Source organism: Ectobacillus soli (assembly GCF_042610425.1).
Taxonomy (GTDB): Bacteria; Bacillota; Bacilli; order Bacillales; family Bacillaceae_G; genus Ectobacillus.
In genome coordinates, this window is record NZ_JBGJZM010000001.1 from 144,058 (window position 1) to 168,006 (window position 23,949).

The 23,949-nt window shown below is 39.7% G+C and carries 22 protein-coding genes and 1 other annotated feature (1 of these 23 only partly in view); of the genes, 18 read left to right on the forward strand and 4 right to left on the reverse strand.

Annotation, left to right across the window (positions count from 1 at the left end; all coding sequences use genetic code 11):
- Window positions 1-64, forward strand: a binding site (T-box leader) (it extends 160 nt beyond the left edge of the window).
- A gap of 109 nt (window positions 65-173) precedes the next feature.
- Both pheS and pheT read left to right on the forward strand, forming a co-directional pair.
- On the forward strand, window positions 174-1,211 hold the full coding sequence (pheS, locus tag ACAN53_RS00725; protein WP_379965554.1) for a phenylalanine--tRNA ligase subunit alpha: 1,038 nt from the start codon (window positions 174-176) through the stop codon (window positions 1,209-1,211).
- Between the two features lie 13 nt (window positions 1,212-1,224).
- Window positions 1,225-3,645, forward strand: a complete 2,421-nt coding sequence (pheT, locus tag ACAN53_RS00730; protein WP_379965557.1) for a phenylalanine--tRNA ligase subunit beta — start codon at window positions 1,225-1,227, stop codon at window positions 3,643-3,645.
- Between the two features lie 511 nt (window positions 3,646-4,156).
- Here pheT and rnhC read toward each other — a convergent pair.
- A complete protein-coding gene (gene rnhC, locus ACAN53_RS00735; protein WP_379965560.1) occupies window positions 4,157-5,098 on the reverse strand; it encodes a ribonuclease HIII in 942 nt (313 codons plus the stop codon).
- Window positions 5,099-5,524: 426 nt separating this feature from the next.
- On the opposite strand from rnhC, the gene zapA reads away from it, so the two are divergent.
- From zapA to cas6, 5 genes are all read left to right on the forward strand, one after another.
- The gene (gene zapA / locus ACAN53_RS00740; RefSeq protein ID WP_379965563.1) at window positions 5,525-5,809 is read left to right on the forward strand and encodes a cell division protein ZapA; all 285 of its coding nucleotides are present in this window, start codon (window positions 5,525-5,527) and stop codon (window positions 5,807-5,809) included.
- Entirely contained in the window at window positions 5,806-6,342 is a 537-nt protein-coding gene (locus ACAN53_RS00745; RefSeq protein ID WP_379965566.1) for a CvpA family protein, read from the forward strand. The genes zapA and ACAN53_RS00745 overlap by 4 nt, the downstream gene beginning before the upstream one ends.
- Before the next feature lie 120 nt (window positions 6,343-6,462).
- The gene (gene polX, locus ACAN53_RS00750) at window positions 6,463-8,178 is read left to right on the forward strand and encodes a DNA polymerase/3'-5' exonuclease PolX (protein WP_379965569.1); all 1,716 of its coding nucleotides are present in this window, start codon (window positions 6,463-6,465) and stop codon (window positions 8,176-8,178) included.
- A 13-nt stretch (window positions 8,179-8,191) separates the two neighbouring features.
- Window positions 8,192-10,549, forward strand: a complete 2,358-nt coding sequence (locus ACAN53_RS00755) for an endonuclease MutS2 (protein WP_379965572.1) — start codon at window positions 8,192-8,194, stop codon at window positions 10,547-10,549.
- Between the two features lie 564 nt (window positions 10,550-11,113).
- Window positions 11,114-11,854, forward strand: coding sequence for a CRISPR-associated endoribonuclease Cas6 (gene cas6, locus ACAN53_RS00760; protein WP_379965575.1), 741 nt, complete (start codon window positions 11,114-11,116; stop codon window positions 11,852-11,854).
- A gap of 85 nt (window positions 11,855-11,939) precedes the next feature.
- Here the strand turns inward: cas6 and ACAN53_RS00765 are convergent, their stop codons facing one another.
- Both ACAN53_RS00765 and motA read right to left on the reverse strand, forming a co-directional pair.
- The gene (locus ACAN53_RS00765) at window positions 11,940-12,650 is read right to left on the reverse strand and encodes a flagellar motor protein MotB (RefSeq protein ID WP_379965578.1); all 711 of its coding nucleotides are present in this window, start codon (window positions 12,648-12,650) and stop codon (window positions 11,940-11,942) included.
- Entirely contained in the window at window positions 12,643-13,425 is a 783-nt protein-coding gene (gene motA, locus ACAN53_RS00770) for a flagellar motor stator protein MotA (protein WP_379965581.1), read from the reverse strand. The genes ACAN53_RS00765 and motA overlap by 8 nt, the downstream gene beginning before the upstream one ends.
- A 176-nt stretch (window positions 13,426-13,601) precedes the next feature.
- Here motA and ACAN53_RS00775 point away from each other — a divergent pair, with 176 nt between their 5' ends.
- From ACAN53_RS00775 to ACAN53_RS00810, 8 genes are all read left to right on the forward strand, one after another.
- Window positions 13,602-14,039, forward strand: coding sequence for a YaaR family protein (locus tag ACAN53_RS00775; protein ID WP_379965584.1), 438 nt, complete (start codon window positions 13,602-13,604; stop codon window positions 14,037-14,039).
- Between the two features lie 16 nt (window positions 14,040-14,055).
- A complete protein-coding gene (locus ACAN53_RS00780; protein WP_379965587.1) occupies window positions 14,056-14,889 on the forward strand; it encodes a flagellar hook-basal body protein in 834 nt (277 codons plus the stop codon).
- Between the two features lie 2 nt (window positions 14,890-14,891).
- Complete coding sequence (locus ACAN53_RS00785; protein WP_379965590.1) at window positions 14,892-15,668, forward strand: flagellar hook-basal body protein; 777 nt, start codon at window positions 14,892-14,894, stop codon at window positions 15,666-15,668.
- A 153-nt stretch (window positions 15,669-15,821) separates the two neighbouring features.
- On the forward strand, window positions 15,822-16,091 hold the full coding sequence (gene flgM / locus ACAN53_RS00790; RefSeq protein WP_379965593.1) for a flagellar biosynthesis anti-sigma factor FlgM: 270 nt from the start codon (window positions 15,822-15,824) through the stop codon (window positions 16,089-16,091).
- The gene (locus ACAN53_RS00795; RefSeq protein ID WP_379965596.1) at window positions 16,084-16,542 is read left to right on the forward strand and encodes a flagellar protein FlgN; all 459 of its coding nucleotides are present in this window, start codon (window positions 16,084-16,086) and stop codon (window positions 16,540-16,542) included. Before flgM ends, ACAN53_RS00795 begins: the two co-directional genes overlap by 8 nt.
- An 11-nt stretch (window positions 16,543-16,553) precedes the next feature.
- A complete protein-coding gene (flgK, locus tag ACAN53_RS00800; protein WP_379965599.1) occupies window positions 16,554-18,008 on the forward strand; it encodes a flagellar hook-associated protein FlgK in 1,455 nt (484 codons plus the stop codon).
- 20 nt (window positions 18,009-18,028) lie between these two features.
- On the forward strand, window positions 18,029-18,904 hold the full coding sequence (gene flgL / locus ACAN53_RS00805) for a flagellar hook-associated protein FlgL (RefSeq protein ID WP_379965602.1): 876 nt from the start codon (window positions 18,029-18,031) through the stop codon (window positions 18,902-18,904).
- A 217-nt stretch (window positions 18,905-19,121) separates the two neighbouring features.
- Window positions 19,122-19,958, forward strand: a complete 837-nt coding sequence (locus ACAN53_RS00810; RefSeq protein WP_379965605.1) for a flagellin N-terminal helical domain-containing protein — start codon at window positions 19,122-19,124, stop codon at window positions 19,956-19,958.
- 109 nt (window positions 19,959-20,067) lie between these two features.
- Here ACAN53_RS00810 and ACAN53_RS00815 read toward each other — a convergent pair whose 3' ends face one another.
- A complete protein-coding gene (locus ACAN53_RS00815; RefSeq protein WP_379965608.1) occupies window positions 20,068-20,748 on the reverse strand; it encodes a glucosaminidase domain-containing protein in 681 nt (226 codons plus the stop codon).
- A 215-nt stretch (window positions 20,749-20,963) separates the two neighbouring features.
- Between ACAN53_RS00815 and ACAN53_RS00820 the strand changes: the two genes are divergently transcribed.
- From ACAN53_RS00820 to ACAN53_RS00830, 3 genes are read left to right on the forward strand one after another with little or no spacing between them, the layout of a single operon-like run.
- Window positions 20,964-22,610 (forward strand): flagellar hook-length control protein FliK, encoded by a 1,647-nt coding sequence (locus tag ACAN53_RS00820; protein WP_379965611.1) that lies wholly within the window; start codon window positions 20,964-20,966, stop codon window positions 22,608-22,610.
- A 19-nt stretch (window positions 22,611-22,629) separates the two neighbouring features.
- Window positions 22,630-23,040, forward strand: a complete 411-nt coding sequence (flgD, locus tag ACAN53_RS00825; protein WP_379965614.1) for a flagellar hook assembly protein FlgD — start codon at window positions 22,630-22,632, stop codon at window positions 23,038-23,040.
- Between the two features lie 22 nt (window positions 23,041-23,062).
- On the forward strand, window positions 23,063-23,845 hold the full coding sequence (locus tag ACAN53_RS00830) for a flagellar hook-basal body complex protein (RefSeq protein ID WP_379965617.1): 783 nt from the start codon (window positions 23,063-23,065) through the stop codon (window positions 23,843-23,845).
- The last annotated feature ends 104 nt before the right edge of the window (window positions 23,846-23,949 follow it).

The window sequence follows — 23,949 nt, forward strand, 5'->3', positions numbered from 1 at the left end:
AATGAAGTGAACAGCACTTGTGCTGTTAAATTGGGTGGTACCGCGATTAAGTCTCGTCCCTTTTCGAAGGATGAGGCTTTTTTATATGTCATTTTTTTGTTCGGTTTAAAAAGGAAGCAATAGACAAATCCGAACATATTCCGGTAGGGAAACAATTTAAGGAGGTTTACTATATGGAGGATCGTTTAAAGCAACTCGAACAGGACGCACTTGCAAGAATTTCGTCTTCTACTATTTTGAAGGAATTAAATGAAGTACGTGTTGCGTTCCTAGGGAAAAAAGGACCGATTACAGAAGTGCTTCGTGGGATGGGAAAACTATCGCAAGAAGAAAGACCACGTATGGGAGCGCTTGTCAATGAGGTTCGTGAAACCATTCAAAAACATTTAGAAGAGAAGCTAGATGCGCTTGAAAAAGCAGCAACGAAGCAACGTTTAGCTCTTGAAACAATCGATGTAACATTGCCAGGCCGCAAGGTTGCAGTCGGATCACATCATCCATTAACATCCGTAATCGAAGAAATTGAAGATTTATTTATCGGAATGGGCTATGAAATTGCTGAGGGACCGGAAGTAGAACAAGATTACTTCAACTTTGAAGCATTAAATCTTCCGAAAAGCCATCCCGCTCGTGATATGCAGGATTCTTTCTACATTTCAGATGAAAAAATATTACTTCGTACGCACACATCTCCCGTGCAAGCGAGAACGATGGTCAAACATAATGGAAAAGGTCCTATCAAAATCATTTGTCCTGGTAAAGTGTATCGCCGTGATGACGACGATGCGACCCATTCCCATCAGTTCATGCAAATTGAAGGGCTTGTTATCGATAAAAACATTCGTATGAGTGATCTAAAGGGAACGCTCGAAGTATTTGCAAAGAAAATGTTCGGGGATGATCGCGAAATTCGTTTACGCCCAAGCTTCTTCCCATTCACAGAGCCTTCTGTAGAAATGGACATTTCCTGTATGATGTGCGGTGGTCATGGTTGCGGTACGTGTAAAGGAACAGGCTGGATTGAAATTCTAGGAGCAGGTATGGTTCATCCAAATGTACTTCGCATGGGCGGATACGATCCGGCTGAGTACCAAGGCTTTGCATTTGGTATGGGACCAGAACGGATTGCCATGTTGAAATATGGTATTGATGATATTCGTCATTTCTATACAAATGATTTGCGTTTCTTACAACAATTTAAACGAGCTTAAGGAGGGATGAAGCATGTTCGTATCATACCGATGGTTACAAGAATATGTGAATTTGGACGGCGTCACTGCACAAGAGTTAGCTGATAAAATTACGAAAAGCGGTATTGAAGTAGAAGGTGTGGAAGTACGAAATAAAGGGGTACAAAACGTAGTCGTTGGCTATGTGTTAGAACGAGAAAAACATCCAGAAGCAGATAAGCTTAATAAATGCCTTGTGGATATCGGCGAGGAAGAACCGGTACAAATCATTTGCGGTGCACCTAATGTAGCAGCAGGACAAAAAGTTGCCGTTGCGAAAATTGGAGCTAGACTTCCTGGTGGTGTAAAAATTAAAAAAGCAAAGCTTCGCGGAGAGCTTTCTCAAGGTATGATTTGCTCCCTTCAAGAACTTGGCGTTGACGCTAAGCTCGTACCGAAGGAATATAGCGATGGAATTTTTGTTTTTCCAAGCGATGTAGAAATCGGAGCAGATGCAATAGAGCTTCTAGGATTAAACGATGAAATTCTAGAGCTTGGTTTAACACCAAACCGCGCTGATTGTTTAAATATGATTGGGGTTGCCTATGAAGTTGCAGCTATATTAGGAAGTAATGTGAAGCTACCTACCACCGAATTAGAAGAACAATCAGAAAAAACATCCGATTATATTTCTATTTCCGTTCTAGCACCAGAGGACAGTCCATTATACACAGCAAGAATGGTGAAGAATGTGAAAATTGGTCCTTCTCCTATCTGGATGCAAACACGGCTCATGGCAGCGGGCGTTCGTCCTATCAATAATGTAGTAGATATAACCAATTACATTTTAATGGAATATGGTCAGCCTCTTCATGCGTTTGACTACGATAAGTTAGGCTCGAAAGAAATCGTTGTTCGTCTTGCAGATGAAGGGGAAAAGATGACGACTTTAGACGATGTAGAACGTACGTTACACCGTGAGCATCTTCTTATTACAAATGGTGAAAAAGCGGTTGCAGTTGCTGGTGTAATGGGCGGTGCAAACAGTGAAGTAGATGCAAGTACTGTAAATGTACTGATTGAGTCTGCTTATTTTGCCGGACAAACTGTACGAAAAGCATCTAAGGATTTAGGGTTACGTAGTGAAGCAAGTGCACGCTTTGAAAAGGGTATTGATCCTCTTCGTACAATTGAAGCTGGAGAAATGGCAGCTGCATTAATGGCAAAATACGCAGAGGGTGAAGTACTAGAAGGCATAGTAGAAGCAAATCACTTACAAATTACAGATACAATCGTTTCTGTTACAACTGAAAAGATAAACAGTGTTCTCGGAACTGAAATTACTGCCCCGCAGGTAGCAACTATATTTACGAACTTACAATTTACGTTCGCGCAAGAAGGCGAAGTTTTTCATGTAACTGTACCAACAAGAAGACCGGATATTACAATAGCGGAAGATTTAATCGAAGAAGTAGGTCGTCTATATGGGTATGATCATATCCCATCAACGCTTCCTGTTGCAGAGACTACTCGCGGAAAATTAAGTGAATCGCAAGCGAAACGCCGCAAAATTCGTCGTTTCCTAGAAAGTACAGGTCTTTATGAAGCGATTACGTACTCGCTAACAAATGAAGAACGAGCAAAACAGTTTGCTATCCATCAAACTGAAGCAGCTGCTGTTCGTTTATCCTTACCAATGAGTGAGGAACGCAGTCAGCTTCGACTTAGTTTGCTTCCTCATTTGCTAGAAGCTGTTGTATATAATAACGCACGTAAAATTGAAAATGTCGCCTTATATGAAATTGGATCCGTATTCCTCCCAGCAGGTTTACAGGAACAACCTCAAGAAGAGCAACATGTTGCAGCTGTTCTAACAGGAACATATTATGAGCACGCTTGGCAAGGGGAAAAGAAAACAGCTGATTTCTATGTTTTAAAAGGAATTGTAGAAGGATTAATGGAAACGTTAGGTGTGTCTGAATCTATTACTTACCAAACATCTGAGCGTGATGGATTGCATCCAGGAAGAACTGCAAGTGTTCTTCTTGATGGGAAAGAAATTGGTTTTATCGGCCAATCGCATCCAGAAATGCAAAAACAGTTAGATATAAAAGATACATTTGTTTTTGAATTGTTACTTACACCGCTTTTACAAGCCAATGCGAAGGAAGTTGGATACGAAATGATTCCGCGTTATCCATCTATTTCTCGTGATATTGCACTTGTTGTAGATACAAAAACACTTGCATACGATGTGCAAGCCGTAATCGTAAAAGCAGGTGGAAAGCTATTGAAAGAAGCAATTCTCTTCGATTTATATGACGGAGAAAAAATGGAGGAAGGCAAAAAGTCCCTTGCTTTCTCATTGCGCTACTACGATCCAGAACGTACGCTAACAGACGAAGAAGTAACCGAAGCCCATGAGCTTGTGTTACAAGCAGTGGAAGAAACATTCCATGCACAACTTCGTAAATAAAATCTAGAAAAAACGAGTCCCAAGGAATTTATTGTGACCACTGAAGTACTATTTTTCAGTGGTCTTATTTATTTATGAGTTAGGAATAGATAAATCTAGATTGGTTTGTACCCGTTCGCGTGAAAAACGATAGGGGTGGGAACAAAAGAGATAGGTTTATGCCCGCTTGTGTGAAAACACGATGAGGGCGGGAACAAAAGAGATAGGAATGTGCCCGTTCGCGTGAAAAAACGATAGGGGCGGGAACAAAAGAGATCGATTTGAGCCCGCTTGTGTGAAAAAACGATGAGGGCGGGAACAAAAGAGATAGGTTTATGCCCGCTTGTGTGAAAAAACGATGGGGGTTGGAACAAAAGAGCTTGCACTGATGAGTTTTCATCGCACCATTTTTCGAACCCCACCTTTTTCAGTGCCCTCGCATTTGTTGAGGAACTCGTTTTTTTATACTGCACTATTTTGATAAAAGGAAGAAAATCGATAATAAAGATCTAACACCGTTAATAAAAAGTTACTAGGATTTAGCTGCTATTCGCATCGCTTTTTCCGTGTTTGCAAAATGCAGCTTCACAAACTGAGTTAGACTTTCTTTTCCGCGTGTTTTAATTAGTTTTGCAGCAGCTTGGTCCACCTTTGAGCCTGCTCCCTTTGGTATAATAAATCCTGCTTTTGTTCCAAGCTCATTCATATGTTTAACAAAGGCATATCTGGCGATAATAGAAGCAGCGGCTACCGCAATGTGAATTTGTTCGCCCTTTGTGGCAAAATATACAAGTTCTCGCTGAATCGTCTTCTGTTTTCGCAGATAGTTATAATAAATGTCTGGTTTTACAAATTGGTCAATTAAAATGGCTTCTGGTTGTTTCGGTGCTATTTTTTTTCGTACATTTGTAATGGCTTGATTGTGTAGCTTGGCTTTCATCTCACCTTGATTCGTTCCGTTAGCTTGGAGTGCATTGTATTTTTCATTCGGTAACACTAGTAGGCTGTACGGAAGAAACGGGATAAGCTGTTTGGCAATGGCAGTAATTTGTTCGTCGTTTAAGTCCTTGCTGTCGCGAACGCCGAGCTCTTTTAGTAGCGGAATTTGGGACGATTCTACATAGGTAGCCACAACCGTGATTGGACCGAAGTAATCACCCGTTCCTACCTCATCTGATCCGATTATGGACATCGTTCCAATTGCAGGAGGAGGTGAAAAACTTGTTGTTTCTGATTTTTTCTTCGAATTTTTCGGTGCAACAGTTGCATCTTTCACCCAGCGAGAGGATTCACTTTTTGCATCCGAGCCTTGAAATAGTACTTTTCCAGATTTATAGGCGGTAATCGTACAGGATGGCAGCTTTGCAATAAATATTCCTCCTTGAGGAACCTTCGTAATTATGTTATTTTCATATTGCATCCGCATTTGTTGTATAACAGAAAGAGACACTTGAATGACTTCAGAATTGGTCAATTTGGAAACTCCTTTTTTGGAAATTATGAGTTAGTGAAAAAATATGGGTCAGAGAACCTCTGCCCTATTGGACTGAACGAACCGGCTTTGCTTTTCTTGTGATCTAGCGCCGCTGGCTAGCTCCTTCCGGTCAGAGAACCTTCTCCCCAGAAGGCAAAAAGCGCCTTCTAGGTCGAAGAACCTCTGCCCTCCGGAGCTGAACGAGCCGGCTTCGCTTTTCTTGTGATCCAGCTACGCCGGCTAGTCCCTCCGGTCAGAGAACCCTCGCCCATAAAGGCCAAGAGCGCCTTTTTGTGTGAGGAACCTCTGCCCTATGGGACTGAGCAAGCCGGCTTCGCTTTTCTTTATAATCATACCGAATTTTGCTTTGTAATTCCATATATGGTTTGTTCATGGTATGATATAGTTTAGGATTCTTTATGTTGATTGGAGGACAGGGAGTTGTCACAGCAAAACGAGAAACGAATGAAAATTTCTGTGGAGATCTACGGCCAGCAATATTCGGTTGTTGGAGATGAAAGCACGAGTCATATGCGCATGGTTGCGGCCATTGTTGATGATAAGATGCGCGAAATAAACGCCAAGAATCCTTCTCTTGACATAAATAGATTGGCAGTGCTTACTGCAGTAAATGTTGTACATGATTATATTAAATTAAAAGAAGAAACAGAACGATTAAAAGAAAGAATAAAAGGAATGAATGAAGAATGATCGATTTAATCATCATCGCTGTACTTCTCATCGGTTTTTTTATTGGGTTGAAACGAGGGCTTATTTTACAAATCGTTCGCATTATTAGTTTCATGGCTGCGTATTTTGTAGCTTATACATACTCTGCTGCGTTTGCACCCTCATTAAAGAGCATTATTCCCTATCCGCTGCAAACAGTGCAGCAAATGCCCGTCTGGCTCAGTTCGGTAGATGTAGAGGCAGTTTTTTACCGAGGGCTCGCGTTTGTTATTTTATTTTTCTTGACGACTTTTGCACTGTCCATGATTGGACATTTGCTCAATATATTTGCTCAAATACCCATATTAAAGCAAGCTAATGCGCTAGGTGGCGGCATACTTGGTCTTGTAGAAGTATATATTTTGCTTTTTGTTATCATTTTAGTTGGGACGATTTTGCCAATCCAACAAGTGCAAACGTCTATACATCAATCTGTCCTTTGCAAAGTAATTGCTGATGATACGCCTGTCCTTTCGGATAAAGTGAAGCAATTGTGGACAAATGGTAAAGTGTGACAATGAACTGCTTAGAGATACAAGGTAAGTACTTCGAAAAGTGGACCGTTTTGCAGAATTCTGTTACATTGAGAGTTTCTGTAACGGTCCATTTCGCTTGTTTTAGATTGGAGACTATGTATGAATAAAAAACAAATTATCAGTACACTAGAAACCATCGCTCTTTATATGGAGCTTAAAGGGGAAAATTCGTTTAAAATTGCTGCATTTCGAAAGGCAGCTGCAGCGTTAGAGCATGATGAACGCAGTATGGCGGAGATTGATGATTTTACTGTATTAAACGGGATTGGAAAAGGAACGGCGACCGTTATAAGCGAATGCATCAATTCAGGAACATCCTCTTTGCTTCAGCAGCTGCAACAAGAGGTGCCTCGTTCCTTATTGCCACTGTTAAAGCTACCTGGTTTAGGTGGAAAAAAAGTTGCTAAGCTATATAAAGAATTGCAGGTTACGGATGTATCATCTTTAAAGCTTGCATGTGAGCAACATAAAGTTCAGAATTTAGCGGGCTTTGCTAAAAAAACAGAAGAGAAATTACTAGAAGCAATTCTTCAAGTCGGTACAAGGCCAGAACGATTGCCTATAGCTTTTGTATTGCCTATTGCCGAGGAAATAGAACAAATCTTGTCGAATATGCCATATGTTCTTCGTTTTTCCCGTGCGGGTAGTTTACGCCGTGTTCGTGAAACTGTGAAAGATTTAGATTTTATCATTGCAACTGCACAGCCATTAGAAGTTCGAGATGAATTGTTACAACTTCCTCATATTATAGAGGTAATTGCAAGTGGAGATACCAAGGTTTCTGTCCGGTTGCAGTATGAATATGATGTGGCCGTTGATTTTCGTCTAGTAAAGGAACAAGAGTATACTACGACGCTTCATCATTTTACAGGTTCTAAAGAACACAATGTGAGAATGCGCCAGCTTGCAAAGGAACGTAAGGAGAAAATAAGTGAATACGGTGTAGAAAATCTTGTTACAGGTAACGTCAAAACGTTCCAAACGGAAGAAGAATTCTATGACCATTTTCATCTCTCCTTTATTCCTCCAGAACTAAGAGAAGATGGAAGTGAAATCGACCGAATCCAGTTTATTCCGAATCTAATTCAAGTAGAGCAGATAAAAGGCGATTTACATATGCATACTACATGGAGTGACGGTGCGTATTCTATTGAAGAGATGATAGTTGCTTGCCATAAGCGGGGATATGAATATATTTCCATTACAGATCACTCGCAATATTTAAAGGTAGCAAATGGCTTAACGAAAGATCGACTATTAGAACAAGGGGAAGAAATTCGCCGTCTAAACGAAAAATATCCAGATATTACTATTTTACGTGGGATTGAAATGGATATATTGCCTGATGGAACGCTTGATTATGAGGATGATGTGTTAGAACAGCTTGATTTCGTCATTGCCTCCATTCATTCGGGTTTTTCACAAAGTCCTGAGATGATCATGAAGCGGCTCCAAAAGGCATGCGAAAATAAATACGTATCGATGATTGCACATCCAACTGGCCGCCTGCTTGGGAAACGCGACGGCTACGCTGTGGACATTGATATGCTAATTCGCTTAGCTAAGGAAACGGGAACGATTCTTGAATTAAATGCTAATCCGCATCGCCTTGATTTATGTGCGAATGATTTGAGAAAAGCCGAGGATGCAGGGGTTAAACTTGCGATTAATACAGATGCGCATTCACTTGACATGCTACATGACATGCATATTGGCGTGAGCGTTGCGAAAAAAGGATGGATTCAATCTGAATCCATCGTAAATACATGGAACTGTGAACAATTATTAGATTTTATTCATAAGAAGAAGCAATAGGAGGACGAATACGTTGCAAGAACGAACATTACGCATTTTAGAATATGATAAAGTAAAAGAACAATTACTCGAACACGTATCATGTTCACTTGGACGGGATAAGGTTATTCAACTGCTACCGACTACAGATTTTGAAGAAGTACAGTACCTGCAGGAAACAACGGAAGAAGGTGTATTTGTACTTCGATTGAAAGGTCATGCACCGCTTGGTGGTGTAACAGACATACGTCCAAACGTGAAACGAGCGAAAATCGGCAGCATGCTCCATCCAAGTGAGCTTCTTGATATTTCAACGACGATGTACGGTAGTCGTCAAATGAAAGGATTTATCGAAGATGTCGTAGAAAATGACGAAGAACTTCCCATCCTTCTTTCTCTTGCAGCGAGATTAACTTCGCTATTTGACTTAGAAAAGGAAATTAATAATTGCATCGGCGACGGGGGAGAAGTCGTTGATAGTGCAAGTGAAAAGCTGCGTGGCATTCGTCAACAAATGCGGCTTGCTGAATCTCGTATTCGAGAAAAACTCGAAGGGATGATTCGTTCTTCTAATGCATCCAAACGACTCTCTGATACGATTGTTACGATACGGAATGATCGGTATGTCATTCCGGTAAAACAAGAATATCGCACGGTATACGGCGGCATTGTTCATGATCAATCTGCATCCGGTCAAACGCTATTTATAGAGCCGCAGGTTGTAGTAGATTTAAACAATACGCTACAAGAGGCAAGAGTGAAAGAAAAACAAGAAATTGAACGTATTTTGCTCATGCTAACAGATCGAGTTGCCGAAGTTGCCGACATCATATTAGAAAATGTGGAAGTATTAGCAGAGTTTGATTTCGTATTTGCAAAGGCAGCATATGCAAAACGTTTAAAGGCTACCAAGCCAAAATTAAATAATGAGCGCTATTTAAAATTGTATAAAGCTCGTCATCCTCTTATTCCGCAAGATGTTGTCGTCGCAAATGACATTATACTCGGAACGGACTATACAACAATCGTCATAACCGGGCCAAATACAGGCGGGAAGACAGTCACATTAAAAACAGTAGGAATATGTGTACTTATGGCACAATCTGGTTTGCAAATTCCTGCCTTAGATGAGTCTGAAATTTGTATCTTTCAAGACGTATTTGCAGATATCGGAGACGAACAATCGATTGAACAAAGCTTAAGTACATTTTCTTCTCATATGGTAAATATCGTTTCTATTTTAGAACAAGCAGACTACGATAGTCTTGTTCTCTTTGATGAATTAGGGGCAGGCACAGATCCGCAGGAAGGTGCGGCATTAGCGATCTCGATTCTTGATGAAGTATACAAACGTGGTACGAGAGTTATTGCAACTACGCACTATCCAGAGTTAAAGGCGTATGGCTATAATCGGGACCGTGTCGTCAATGCGAGTGTTGAATTTGATGTAAATACGCTCAGTCCAACATATAAATTATTACTTGGGGTACCAGGAAGAAGTAATGCTTTTGAAATTTCCAAAAGGCTTGGGTTAGTAGACCGCGTTATTGATCATGCTCGTGAGCATATTAGTGCAGAGTCAAATAAAGTGGAAAATATGATTGTGAAGCTAGAAGAGAGCAAAAAGAACGCAGAGAAAGAATGGAAAGAAGCCGAAGAGTTTCGGAAAGAGTCTGAAAAGCTTCATAAGGAACTACAACGACAAATTCTAACATTCCATGAAGAACGCGATGAAATGTTTCTAAAGGCACAACTAGAAGCAGAGGAAAAAGTAGAAGCGGCAAAGAAGGAAGCTGAAACGATCATAAGGGAACTTCGTCTTCTTCGTAAGGAACAGCTTGCCAATGTGAAAGAACACGAATTGATAGATGCTAAGAGCCGTTTAGATCATGCAGCACCTACGTTGATAACGAAGAAAAAAGCCGAGAAAAAACAGGGAAGCAAACGGGTTCTTCGTTCCGGTGATGAAGTCAAGGTTCTTACATTTGGACAAAAAGGACAGCTTTTGGATCAAGTAAGTGATAAAGAATGGAACGTACAAATAGGTATATTAAAGATGAAAGTGAAAGAAGCGGATATGGAATACTTGAGTACACCAAAGCAAGTAGAGAAACGTTCGCTTGCCATGGTAAAGGGCAAAGATTATCATGTGAAGCTTGAACTTGATTTACGAGGAGAACGTTATGAGGATGCCATGGAACGGGTTGAAAAATATTTAGATGATGCCATGCTTGCAAGCTATCCACGTGTATCCATCATACATGGAAAAGGAACGGGAGCGCTTCGTCAAGGTGTACAAGAAAAGCTTAAGAAGCATCGAGGCGTTAAAACATTCCGATATGGTGAAATGGGAGAAGGAGGTCTTGGCGTTACAATCGTCGAACTGAAGTAGAAAAGGGGAAATGGTTTCATGTTTATGGAGAAACTAGCGAAAGTTCTACTTGGCGTTTGTATTAGTTTGTTTGTTCTTGGAATACTATACGTTTTTCTATATGCAAGATAAGACGGTTGCTCGTCTCTTTAGATAATAAAAGAGACGAGCAACCGTCTTTTTTATTATAAAAATCTGAAATATAAAACAAAATTTATTTTTTTGTATATTTACAAAATTAGATATATTTGCTACCATAATTTATTATAATAGTATATTCATTACTGGAAATCGAAACACTTAAATAATCGTAGTCATTATCTTTACATACGTTCGTTATAAACTATCATTTGACGAAATAACGTACATTATAGCGAAAAAAATAGTATATTTATATTTATTCTAAATAATGTATATTTATAACATTATGTTCTTAGTTAAGAACGTATGTATTTGCTAAGAAAAGACGTTGGAAACTTGCAGTTATTTTAACTTTGTAGGAATAAAAATTCGAATGCATACGCGTAAGAAAAGATTCGTAAAAACTAGAATTAGCATGAGATAGAAATGAAGGAGATTATAACCATGAAACTCACTGTAACATTTAAACCAGTTCACAGTACACTCCAGTTGCCATTAAACTATCAATACGTGTTACAAGGATTTTTGTATCGTTCACTAACGGAAGCTCGGTTTGCTAATTTTTTGCACGAAATAGGATTTCAAAAGGGAAATCGGACCTTTAAGTTGTTTACATTTAGTCGTTTGTCTGGACCACACCGTATTTTAGTAAAGCAGAAGAGAATTGAATTTAACGAAACAATTACATGGCATGTAAGCAGCGTACTCGACACACTAATCCGGCAAATTGGGGAATTTCTACTTTTTTCCGATACAATCCAGCTACACGGACAATTGCTCACCGTTGAAAAAATTGAAATTCGTAAAACACAATTGCCAAAGAGTAAATATAATATTGAAATGCTATCACCGGTTACGGTATATAGCACATACGAAAAAGATGAACGGAAGAGAACACATTACTTTCAGCCATATGATCCCGTATTTCCCATTTTAATTGAATCTAACTTTGAAAATAAATATGAAGCGTATCACGGGAAAAAACCTGAACAGCCATTTATTATACGGCCAGTTCAAGTGCTCGATAATTACAAGGTGGTTACAACATTTAAAGGACATATCATTACAGGCTGGCTTGGAAAGTTTGAAATTGAGTCCTCACCGGAGCAGCTGTCCTTTGCCTATGATACAGGTTTAGGAGGAAGAAATTCGCAGGGATTTGGTATGTTTTCTGTAGTGGACTAATACTAGCAGCTTCGTGTAAAGGAAAGGGGCCTGTCAAGTTGTCAGTCCCCCTTTTCCATCTATGTACGAATGATATCTCATTCCGTTACTTTTGACGTAGCACATTAATCGTTACTCTCCGATTTGCCTGACGATGCTCATCTGAATCATTTGGATACAGAGGCTGGTATTCGCCAAAGGCTGTGAATTGTAATCGTTCTGGCTTAATTTGATGAGATTCGAAATAATGAAGTACGCTGGAAGCTCTGGCAGCTGATAATTCCCAATTGGATTGAAAGGACGAGCTCTTAATCGGAACATTGTCCGTATATCCTTCAATGCTTACTGGGTTGTCTACGGTATTTACTAAGCCAATTAAGTCATCTAAGGTTGAAAAGGCGTTCTCTTTTACTACTGCTTTTCCTGAGTCAAATAGAATCATATCTTTTAACGTTACACCGATCGCTTTTTCTGTATCTTGCAAGGAAATCACGTTTTGTAGACTATTATCGTTAATATAGGCATTAAGCTTTTGTTTTAATTCTTCTAGCTTTTGATCTGTGATGGGTTGTGACTGCGTCGCCTGCGGAGCCGGCGTAGGTGCTGGATCTGGAGACTTTGTTCCCTCTTTTTGTCCAGTTAACTCTGTTTTAAAAGAGCCCATGATTGCATTAAATTTGGAAATATTAACGGAGCTAGCCGCATACAAAACGATGAAAACCGCTAATAGTAAAGTTAAAATATCGGCGTACGGGATCAGCCAGGATTCATCAACGTGATCTTCTTCTTCGTTTCTATGTTTTCTTCGCTTACTCATCTTTCATCGCCTGCGCCTTCTTACGCTCTCTTTCTTTCCATGATAGATTAGCGAGTAGCTTTTTCTCTAATGCTTTTGGAGAGATACCACCTTGAATTTGAACGATTCCTTCGATAATGATAAGTTTCCGATCAATTTCTAGCTTTGAAACACGCTTTAATTTGTTAGCAAGTGGATGCCAAAAGACATATCCAGTGAAAATCCCGAGTAACGTTGCGACGAAGGCTGCCGAAATGGAGTGACCGATTTTACTTATGTCAGTTAAACTACCAAGTGCTGCAATCAGTCCAACTACGGCTCCTAGTACACCTAGCGTCGGTGCGTAGGTTCCTGCCTGTGTAAAGATGGAAGCCCCAACCTTATGACGGTTTTCAATTGCATCTACTTCTTCATTTAGCACTTCTTCAATGAATTCAGCATTATAGCCGTCTACAATTAATTCCAAGCCTGTTTGTACAAATGGGTCCTTTATGGTTTCGATGACCCCTTCTAAAGCTAAAAAACCTTCTTTCTTAGCTACCTCGGCACAATGTACAAGCTCATCAATTTGTTCCGAAATAGTAGGCTGTTTCGGTGTGAAAAGAGCGGTTCGAAGTATCATTGGGAATTTTCGAACTTCTTTAAATGGAAAACCGATGACGATGGTAGCAATGGTTCCGCCAATAATAATTAAAAAAGCTGCCGGATTGTTTAATGCGTTTAAAGATGCCCCCTTTAGTACCATTCCGACACCAATTACAATTAGAGCAAGTAATACCCCAAAAAAACTAGTCATCCTTTTCTCCTTCTAAAACGTTATAATATAATCATATATTAGTATTGTAAGTTAATGTATGTCATTCGACAATCCTAATTTCTTTTTCTAAATCAACTAACTATAATTAAAAAAATAATTTTTATAATGATAAAATGGACTCATCATAAGCAATTTAAGAGGAAAGGAGCATCCATTTGAAAATTGAACAAGCAGTGTCTATTGGGTCGGAACGTATGCTTTCAATACGTGAAAAAACAACAGCATCAACTTCTTTCAGTCAAGTGATCCAACAAAAACAATCCATTCTCAGTCAGGAGAGATTACAATCTCTTATGACGCAGATTGAAAAACAGGGATCTCGTTTACAGGATTCTCAAACGCTGCAAGATTTGATAAGCTATAAAAAAATGATTCACTCTTTTTTGCAGGAAGTTGTTCATAATGGATTATCGTTAGAGGATCAATACGGTCAACTTCCAAATGGAAGAGGAAAAAAACTGAAATTAATTAAACAAGTAGATCAAAAGCTACTTGAATTATCGCAGCAGGTGTTAGAACAATCGAGTTCTCAAGTAGACATTCTTGCGAAAATGGGAGAAATTAAAGGTCTATTAATAAACTTATATTGGTAACGAAAGGGATGTTTATATGCTTCGCGGAATGGATACAGCGGCGTCAGGTATGATTGCGCTTCAGCGTAGACAAGATCTATTAACGAATAATGTAGCTAATAGCAACACACCAGGGTATAAGCAAGATAATAGCGTACTTCGTGCCTTTCCAGAAATGTTATTGGAGCGATTAAATGACGGAAGTGGTCAAGTTGCACCGAAAATTGGAACATTGCAAACGGGTGTATATAATCAAGAAAGCATTCCTCTCTTTACCCAAGGAGATCTTACCAGTTCGAATTCGCCGTACGATTTAGCGATTGAGGATAAAAATCTTACGCCGACGATCATTGGCGGGAAAGTGGTCAAGCCAGCTGCGTTCTTTGCTGTTCAATCGGCTGACGGCGGAATTCGCTTCACGCGAGATGGTCATTTTACCGTTACAAGCAATAATCAATTAACAACAGCAAATGGATCGATTGTTTTGCAAGCAAATGGAACGCCTGTAAGTGACCCAGAGCTTGGATCTGGTGATGTTGCGATTCGTGAAAACGGCGACGTCATTGTGCATCCAGGTGATCCGGCACGTGCCCGTACGATTGGAACAATTGGAACGGCAATTGTCAATAATCCGAATGATTTAATTAAAGAAGGCAATGATCTTTACCGATTAGACGGTGCTACAACTGGGATGATTGGCATAAACCAGGGGGTTGTTATGCATCAAAAAATGCTGGAGCAGTCCAACGTCGATCTTTCGCAAACGATGTCGGATATGATGACGAATATTCGTTTGTTTGAAGCAAATCAAAAGGTACTGCAGGCGTATGATAAATCGCTTGAACAATTGAATACGATTGGAAGGGTATAAGTATGAATACTTCTTTATCTATAGCAGCAGTTGGACTTCGTGCCTATCAGCAGAAGCTAGACAGCATTTCAAATAATATTGCAAATGTCGATACGACAGGATATAAAACAAGAGATGCATCTTTTTCCGAGAATTTAGCTACATCTATTATGAATCAGCCGAATCCACAAAGCGAAGTAGGGCGGTTAACGCCGCTTGGCATTCGGACAACGTACGGCACACATATTGGTCTCACTCAATTAGATCTTTCGCAAGGATCCGCGAAGCAAACGGACAATCCATATGACTTGATGATTGAGGGGAATGGCTTCTTTCAAGTACAAAGAGGAAGCGGCAATACGCGACAAATTATGTATACACGAAGCGGTGCCTTTCATCTTTCTCCAGTAGGAGGAACGACCTCTCAACTTGTAAACGGGGACGGCGATGTCTTGCTAGATCGCACTGGCAATCCAATTTTACTTAATAATACGACGGATGTGCAAGTTGCACCAAATGGAACGATTGTGGGATCGAATCAGCAAATTGGAGTGGTGCAAATTTCGAATCCACAGCTATTAACAGGGGAAGGTGGGGTATACTCACTTACTGGGAATGGCGTAGTGACATTTGATCCGAATTCGCAGGTCAAACAAGGGTTTTTAGAAAATTCGAATGTAGATATGAACCAGGAAATGACAGATTTGATAAAAGTACAACGGGGCTATCAAGCAAATGCAAGAGCTCTTAGTTATGCCGATCAAATGATGGGGATATCCAATTCGATTTATCGTGGGTAAGTAAACAGGTTTCTATAGAAGCGGCGTCTGTCCGATGAAGGATAGGCGTCGTTTTCCTTCTTTGTATTTTTCGGCGCTATTTCCTAAACAAATCAAAGCGAGTTGCCGATACTAGAAGGTATAAATAGGAACGGTTTAAAGGAGGTTTGACTTATGAAAATAGATAACATTGCGAGAATTGTATCTGCCTATCAGCCTATTCCAAAGGGAAATGAGCAAAAGAACCGGGCGGATTCCAAAAAGAATGCATACGACCATTTAGAATTGTCTGCACAGGCAAAGGAACAAATGAGTAAAGAACGCGCTGCCAAAATTGAAGCACTGAAAAATCAAGTTGCAAACGGAACGTATCAAGTTGACAGCCAAAAGGTAGCTGAAAAAATTCTATCTTCCTTCGAAAATGGAGGCAAAGTCGTTGAATGAACTAACGGAAATTCTGCAAACGTTACTGAATCTACATGAAAATTTACTTGATATAACAAAGAAAAAGCAGGAAGTGTTAGTTACAGGAGATGTAAAAGCACTTCTTTCTCTTTTATCTGAGGAATCAAAAGTTGTAAAGCAAATCGGGGAAACGGATGTACGCCGCACGAGTGTTGTAGGTGAGGAACCATTATCTGCATACATTCTACATCGCGGCAGCCAGGCGGAAAAGCAGGAATGGACACAATTACAGGATGGCTTATTGGCGTTAGTTTCTGATATTACGACTGTGAACCAGACGAATGCGGTATTGATTAAGCAATCGCTCTCCTTCACGCAGCATATGATGGAGCAACTACTGCCAACTACACAAGCAGCAGGCTATTCAAGACAACATGATACGGTTCAAGAATCCAGTAGCCCGAATCGTTTTTTTGATGCTAAAGTATAGGAGTGGGAAACATGAGCTCAACATTTGGTGGATTAGAAATTGGAAAACGAGCGCTTACCGCGCAGCAAGCAGCTCTGAGTTTAACAGGAAATAATATTGCGAATGCCAATACAAAAGGATATACGAGACAGGAAGCGGTATTCGAACCGACACTCTCCATCCCGTATGCTCTTGGCGTGTCAAATATTAAAGTTGGAACGGGGGTAGAAGTATCCCAGTTTAAGAGAATACGGGAAAGCTATTTAGATACGCAGTACTACGGTAAGCAGCAATCACTCGGGTATTGGCAGGAAAAGCAATCAGCACTATCAAGTGTAGAAACAATCTTAAATGAACCATCGGATACCGGACTTCAATCAAAATTAGATAGCTTCTTTCAAAGCGTACAAGATGTAGCAAAGCAGCCAGATAGCTTATCTGCCCGTGCTGTTTTTACCGAACGTGGTCAAGAGCTTGCTTCAACCCTTTCTACACTCTCTTCATCGATTAACGAGACAACTGATCAATTGGCAACTAAAATTACAGATAAGCAAGCAAGCGTCAATGATTATGCGAAGCAGCTTGGTTCGTTAAATGGACAAATTGCACAAAGTGTAGCACAAGGACTCGCGCCAAATACCTTACTCGATCAACGAGATGTAATACTAGATAAACTTTCATCACTTGTTCCTATTAGTACATCTGCTGATACAAATGGCATGGTTCGTGTTAGCGTTGGCGGCGTTTACCTTGTCAATCAAACGAATGTAGCGAGCTTTGCAGTAAATGTGAATACAGGGGAAGCAACAATTGGAGGAACCGTAGCAAAGCTTGGCGACGGTGAAATTCAAGGAATGTTGGATGCGAAAGGGTATGTCCAAAATGGAATCCAGACCGGTGTATTAACCGATATTAAAAACAATATTGATACGCTTGCCCAAACGATTGCATCTCAGATTAATAGCATTCATGCCGGAGATAATGCTAGAAATTTAGATGATATTGCAGCTCGCACGGCAAATCCATCGGCTCCTTTAGATAAGCTACTCTTTTTTGTTGATAAGACAAATCAAAACGTTGCGCCGACCAGTGCAGAAAATATGATCGTTAATCCTCTTATCACAGCGAATGGAAATAAAGTTGCCGCAGCGCAGAGCGACCACGTTAGTAATGGCGATAATATGACGGCTATTTCGAACTTGCGGAATACACCGATTACAATTGGCGGGAAGACCGTAACCATAGACGAATATTACCGCAGTATTGTAGGCCAGGTAGGATCGCTTGCGCAGGAAGCAAATAATCAAGTCACAACGCAAACCACAATGGTGCAACAGGTTGATAACACACGGCAATCTGTTTCAGGAGTTAACATTGATGAAGAAATGACGAATATGATTCGCTATCAGCAAGCATATGGCGCCGCAGCGAAGTATGTTACCGCCGTAAATGATATGCTCGATAAACTTATAAATGGAATACGTTAAATTAGCTAGGAGGTGGAATCATGCGAATTACACAACAAATGATGAGTAACCAATTTATTCAAAGCTATCAAAAAAGCGTAGAAGCAACCGGAAAACTGCAGCAGCAAATTGCCAGCAGCAAACGGATTGAAAAACCATCTGATGATCCATATGGGACGGTACAAAGCTTAAGCTATCAATCTACTTTAAATGAGATTGATCAGTATCAGAAGAATGCACAGGATGGAATTACTATGGCAGAGGCAACGGATACAGCAATTGGACAAGTAACGAGTATATTGCAGCGCGTTCGTGAACTAACAGTACAAGGAAGTACTGATTCGTATAGTGATGCCGACAGAAAAAACATGGCAACAGAAATAAAAAGTTTGCAGCAGGAGCTTGGCAATGTAGCAAACACCACACTTGGAAATCGTTATTTATTTTCTGGAACGGATAATACCGCGCCTTACCAAAACGGAGCCTTGCAATCTTCTAACCAAGAAGGCGTACAATGGAATATTGGCAAAGGGGTGTCGGTAACAGCAAATGTAACAGCGCCAGCGTTATTTGGTAATGTAGCGGATGGGAAAAACTTATTTGATACTGTTAATTCTGTTGCACAAACATTAGATAATGGAGGCAATCCCAATTCTATTATTGCAACCATCGATAAGCAGCTTGATAATGTGTCTACGCAACGAGCGATTGTGGGAACAAAGCAGAATCTACTAGAGTCAGCTTCTAGTCAATTGGATCAGACAAGTATAACAACGCAGAAAATGTTATCCAATATAGCTGATGTGGATGTAGCTAAAGCGTACACGGATCTTTCAAGTCAAGAAGCGGTTATGAAGGCAGCATTGTCAGCTGGGGCTAAAATTATTCAACCTTCCTTAGTAGACTTTTTAAGATAATCAATCCAATTAAAAAAATCACCAAATGAGGTGATTTTTTTAATTTACTGATTCTACAGACCAAACGATAAAATAATTTTATATTTATGAACAAAATGTGAAAATGTTATAAAAAAATCGAGAAATCATGATTTCACTATCAACAATTAGAAAAATAGTGTCGATACATAAAAGCAGAGGGGGAGAAATCCCTTACATACAGAGGAGGTAATTGAAAATGATCATTAATCATAATATCACAGCAATGAACACTCTACGTTATTTGAATGGTAACACTGAAGCACAAGGAAAGAGCATGGAACGTCTTTCTACTGGTCTTCGCATTAACCGTGGTGCAGACGATGCAGCAGGACTTTCAATCTCTGAAAAAATGCGTGCACAAATCAAAGGCTTAGACCAAGCTTCTCGTAACGCACAAGATGGCGTATCCATGATTCAAACTGCTGACGGTGCTTTAAACGAAACAACTAGTATTTTGCAACGTATGCGTGAATTGTCTGTACAAGCTTCTAGTGATACACTAGCAGCCCCAGATAGAACAGCAATCACTAGTGAAATGACTGCACTTAATGCCCAAGTTGATACGATTGCAACAACAACAAGCTTTAATGGTAAAACCTTGTTGGATGGTAAATTAAATGGTACTGATGGTAATGCCAAATTATCTGTTGGTGCAAATGGAACTGCGGCTGAAACAATTACAGTAAACTTTAAGGCTATGGATTCAGCAACATTAGGTTTAACTGCCGCAAATACTGATGTTACTGACGTTACCAAATCACAAGCTACAACAGGATTTATAGATACTGCTATACAAACAGTATCAACACAACGTGGTGATTTAGGTGCTGCTCAAAACAGACTTGAACATACAATTAATAGCTTAGATTCTATCTCTCAAAATACATCAACTGCTGAATCTCGTATTCGTGACGTAGATATGGCGAAGGAAGTAATGAACAGCAGTAAGAGCGGTATTCTTGCACAAGCTGCTCAAGCTATGCTTGCACAAGCTAACCAACAACCACAAGGTGTACTTCAATTATTACGTTAATTTTAGAGAAAGGGTCGCAGCTTTTTGCTGCGGCCCTTTTGTTTTTTCTAGTACAAAAAAGGTTATACACCTGCGTGTATAACCTTTTTTGCGTAAATTAAGTTCATTCTTAAACAGTAGTCTGTTTTGTTAATTGATCGTAATAATACTGAACCCCTTTGACCCAGTACGAATTTAGATTACCTGGGTCATTCTCCGAGCCAATCGGAGCGTACTTTGCCCCGATGTCTGCAATCGAAGTCTTCCCTTCATCAAGGTAATTTTTCCGTAAATTCCGCGCCATATCGAAAATTCCATCCTGCAAGGATGCATAGGATTTTAGTCCGTCCTTTCCCATCATGCCAGCGGGATTATTTTTCACTTGTACAGCTCTTGAATTTCCGTTTCCTGTTTCGTGCATCGAAATGGCAGCGAGGAGAGCGGGATTTATGCCGTATGTTTTTCCAGCTTGTTCAAATAAGGATGCGCTTTTAGCAAGGGCACCTTTCAGTTGTCCGTTCAGTGCACTCGGATTTGTTGTACCGTACGACAATGAAACCTGCGGTCCTCCGATAGTAGGAGAGTATGTAGTTTTAGGTAGGTTCGTGCTTAATTGATTGGGTAGTAATGAAAAATCCTGCTGACCAGTCGAATCCGTCATGGCTGCCTGCTGCAGCATACTTTCAATCAGAGTGAGAAAGGTTTGATTGGAAAGCGAAGAAACCGAAGAAGCCGATGTATCCTGTTTTGAAAGGGCAGCAGATAGTAAGGCTTGCGACAATAATAAATAATTTGACGATTGAATATCCATCCTGTTCTCCTTTCAAGTTTCATTCCGTAATTGGTAAGATAAAAGATTAATTTAATAAAATATATTTATATTCTCTAATACTAGTTTACAATTATTTTAATAAATTGAAAACGGAAAATAATAATTTCAAAAATATAGTGAAAATCATTGTTTGTTTATAGAAAAATGATTATTCTATTAGTATAGTATGAAAAAACAGTAGGTGAATCTATGTGATGCAGCTTTCTATTTTACCTGTCAAGGAATATAACGTATCGAAGGATTCAAAAGAAAAAGAAAAGGATACTGCTTCTGCTTCCTTTCTTTCCTATTTACAAGGCACGCAAAAAAATAGTGAGAAAAAGAAAGATGCGGAGCTCACTAACGTAGTAATACCATCGCCTACGGGTACAACTTTGCCATTAAAAACGGACCAGAGTGCAACAGGGACGTTAGTGGACAGTGCTGAAAAGAAAGTTGGTTTGCAATCGCTCGTAAAAAATCAAGGAAGTTCCGTAGCATTAGAGAAATCTCTTGACCTACATTTGCAAAGTCAAGTCATAAAGCAAATTGTAAGTGCTAATAACATGTCGGGACAAGAGGAAAATCCCGGTTTTCAACAGCTAAGCCAAACTATTACTACGGATTCTATGGCTAGTAAGAAATTGGATATGAACGTGATAGACAGTGGAAAGATAAATTCGTTACGATCAAACGAGAGCCTATTACATAAGCAGGTTTCTTCAAACAATGTTGTAATGACTTCATCATTAGTAAAGGGAACAATGGAATCAAAAGAAGTATCGAATCGTGCTGAGAAAGCCTATAGCGTGCAATCACCAGTACAAAGTCAAGCTGGGATGAAGGAGTTAAACAAGGCGTTAGACGCCCTACCAAATGTGTTAGAGCAATCGTCTGTTGTAATCTCCAAAGGAAAGGCGATTGAAAATCAATTGGAAAGTTCCATGCCTAACCAGGCAATACGTCTAAACAAGCAAGAGAGTGGAATTGTGAATTCGCTAGTATCGAGTGAGGGCAGCACAAGCAAGGTACCCAACATGGGAATTAGCGAAAGCGTTCTACAAAAGCAGATCTCTTCAAGCGAAATCGCTGTAACGTCCTCGCCGCTATCAATGCGAACATCATTACTGAAAACAGAACAAAAGTTTCGAGATGCAACTGATGTAAATCATGAAAAACCAACGGTAGAAATTACACAAGCTCCTGCGGAACGTGTAAATCCTATAAATCAATTGAATGTACTCATGCAAAATAGTCAGAATGCAGCGAAAAGTAAGGAAAATAACGATATGAGTAATAATTCTAGTCCTAATCAAGATCAGGTAGGGTCTAGTAATCAGGTTGTTAGTAATGGCATCACTATTCCCAATGTTCAAGCAACGAAAAGCTTTGATTCTATTGTGACACCTTCCATTCCGTCTACTGTAAGTGCGTTTGCACAAGATCTTGTTTCAACCTTTTCATCTCGTATTCATGTAGCTGAGACGTCAGGAAAAATGGAAGCAACGTTATCTTTAAACCCGGATGACTTGGGGAAAGTCGACGTTAAAGTTGTTATTCAAGATGGACATGTTAGTGCAAAATTAATAACAGATTCATCTATTGGTAGAGCTGCTCTTGAACAGCATGTGGATTCCCTTTATGCTGCCCTGCAGCAGCAGGGATTACAAGTAGACAAAATTAATATTACCCAGCATTCCTCTTCTTCACTACCGTCATCATTTTCACAAGGCGGGGATTCTGCTCCGAAACAAGGACAGCAACAATCAAGAAGACGCGGAGATAGTTATGGTGAAACGGAAGAATATTCCGATGCACCTTATGAATCTGAATGGGTATCACAAATCAATACGATGGCGTAATCTATGGGAGGAGCATGAAATGACAATTGTTACATCCATACCGAATACATATACACCAAAAGTAGCAACCCCACCCAAGAAGGATTTAGGAAAAGATGATTTTTTAAAATTATTAGTTACACAGTTGAAGAATCAGGACCCTTCACAACCGATGCAAAATGGTGAGTTTATTGCACAAATGGCGCAGTTTAGTTCGCTAGAACAAATGACAAATTTGAATCAAACGATGACAGATTATATTACAAAATCAAATAATAGTATTAGCAGTAGTTCTAATTTACTTGGGAAAAAGGTTACATGGACTGACCCTGTTACAAATGAGCAAAAGAGTAGTGCTGTAACGGGGATTACGCAAAAAGCAGATGGTATTTACTTGAAGGCAGGAAATGATGAATTTCTGGAAAACTCTATCAATTCAATTGAAATGTAATTTTAAATAGGAGGAATGTTCAATGTTACGTTCATTAAATGCAGGGGTTTCAGGTTTAAAAGCATTTCAATCAAAGCTTGATGTAGTAGGAAATAATATCGCAAATGTGAATACGGTAGGGTTTAAAAAGAGTCGTATTATGTTTGAAGATTTACTTAGCCAAAACATGAAAGGTGCCTCAGCACCTACTGCTACCATGGGTGGTACGAATCCACTACAAGTTGGTTTAGGAACAAAAGTTGGTACTATCGATACGATACAAACTGCAGGAAGCCCTACAACGACTGGCTTATCTACAGATTTATACATAAATGGGAACGGATACTTCGTTGTAAAAGATTCAAATGGGAATCAATTTTTAACACGAGCAGGAAATTTTAGTGTAGATTCAGTAGGAAACTTAGTGAATCCAGATGGAATGATAGTAGATGGTGTTAATATATCCCAGGCTAATCTAGGACAGTATTTATCCTATTCAGTTGCCGCTGATGGACAGATGAAGGGCATTAGGGCTAATGGTAGTACCGATCCCCTTGGAACGATCCATACAGTTACTGTACCAAATCCAAGTGGCCTTAATAAAATAGGAGGATCGCTCTATCAAGTAAGTTTAAATTCAGGTTCTATGTCAAATTCTGGCGTCGGCGTGGGTCCAATCGTTTCCGGCGCACTTGAAATGTCTAACGTCGATTTAACAGAAGAAATGACCGACATGATTACGGCACAGCGTGGCTTCCAAGCAAATGGTAAGATAATTACCACGTCTGATGATATACTAAACGAACTTATCAATTTAAAACGATAAAAAATATATCTATAGAATAGCGATTGTTTATAACGAAAAAGGGGGATGCTGCTATTCCTCTTTTTCTATGTTTTTACACTCCTATATAATAAGGAAGGAGTACG

Excerpts from the sequence above, each read along its gene's own strand:
- pheS (WP_379965554.1), top strand. The coding sequence starts at position 174 with ATGGAGGATCGTTTAAAGCAACTCGAACAGGACGCACTTGCAAGAATT.
- pheT (WP_379965557.1), top strand. The coding sequence starts at position 1,225 with ATGTTCGTATCATACCGATGGTTACAAGAATATGTGAATTTGGACGGC.
- ACAN53_RS00745 (WP_379965566.1), top strand. The coding sequence starts at position 5,806 with ATGATCGATTTAATCATCATCGCTGTACTTCTCATCGGTTTTTTTATT.
- polX (WP_379965569.1), top strand. The coding sequence starts at position 6,463 with ATGAATAAAAAACAAATTATCAGTACACTAGAAACCATCGCTCTTTAT.
- cas6 (WP_379965575.1), top strand. The coding sequence starts at position 11,114 with ATGAAACTCACTGTAACATTTAAACCAGTTCACAGTACACTCCAGTTG.
- ACAN53_RS00765 (WP_379965578.1), bottom strand. The coding sequence starts at position 12,650 with ATGAGTAAGCGAAGAAAACATAGAAACGAAGAAGAAGATCACGTTGAT.
- motA (WP_379965581.1), bottom strand. The coding sequence starts at position 13,425 with ATGACTAGTTTTTTTGGGGTATTACTTGCTCTAATTGTAATTGGTGTC.
- ACAN53_RS00780 (WP_379965587.1), top strand. The coding sequence starts at position 14,056 with ATGCTTCGCGGAATGGATACAGCGGCGTCAGGTATGATTGCGCTTCAG.
- ACAN53_RS00785 (WP_379965590.1), top strand. The coding sequence starts at position 14,892 with ATGAATACTTCTTTATCTATAGCAGCAGTTGGACTTCGTGCCTATCAG.
- flgM (WP_379965593.1), top strand. The coding sequence starts at position 15,822 with ATGAAAATAGATAACATTGCGAGAATTGTATCTGCCTATCAGCCTATT.
- flgK (WP_379965599.1), top strand. The coding sequence starts at position 16,554 with ATGAGCTCAACATTTGGTGGATTAGAAATTGGAAAACGAGCGCTTACC.
- flgL (WP_379965602.1), top strand. The coding sequence starts at position 18,029 with ATGCGAATTACACAACAAATGATGAGTAACCAATTTATTCAAAGCTAT.
- ACAN53_RS00810 (WP_379965605.1), top strand. The coding sequence starts at position 19,122 with ATGATCATTAATCATAATATCACAGCAATGAACACTCTACGTTATTTG.
- ACAN53_RS00815 (WP_379965608.1), bottom strand. The coding sequence starts at position 20,748 with ATGGATATTCAATCGTCAAATTATTTATTATTGTCGCAAGCCTTACTA.
- ACAN53_RS00820 (WP_379965611.1), top strand. The coding sequence starts at position 20,964 with ATGCAGCTTTCTATTTTACCTGTCAAGGAATATAACGTATCGAAGGAT.
- flgD (WP_379965614.1), top strand. The coding sequence starts at position 22,630 with ATGACAATTGTTACATCCATACCGAATACATATACACCAAAAGTAGCA.
- ACAN53_RS00830 (WP_379965617.1), top strand. The coding sequence starts at position 23,063 with ATGTTACGTTCATTAAATGCAGGGGTTTCAGGTTTAAAAGCATTTCAA.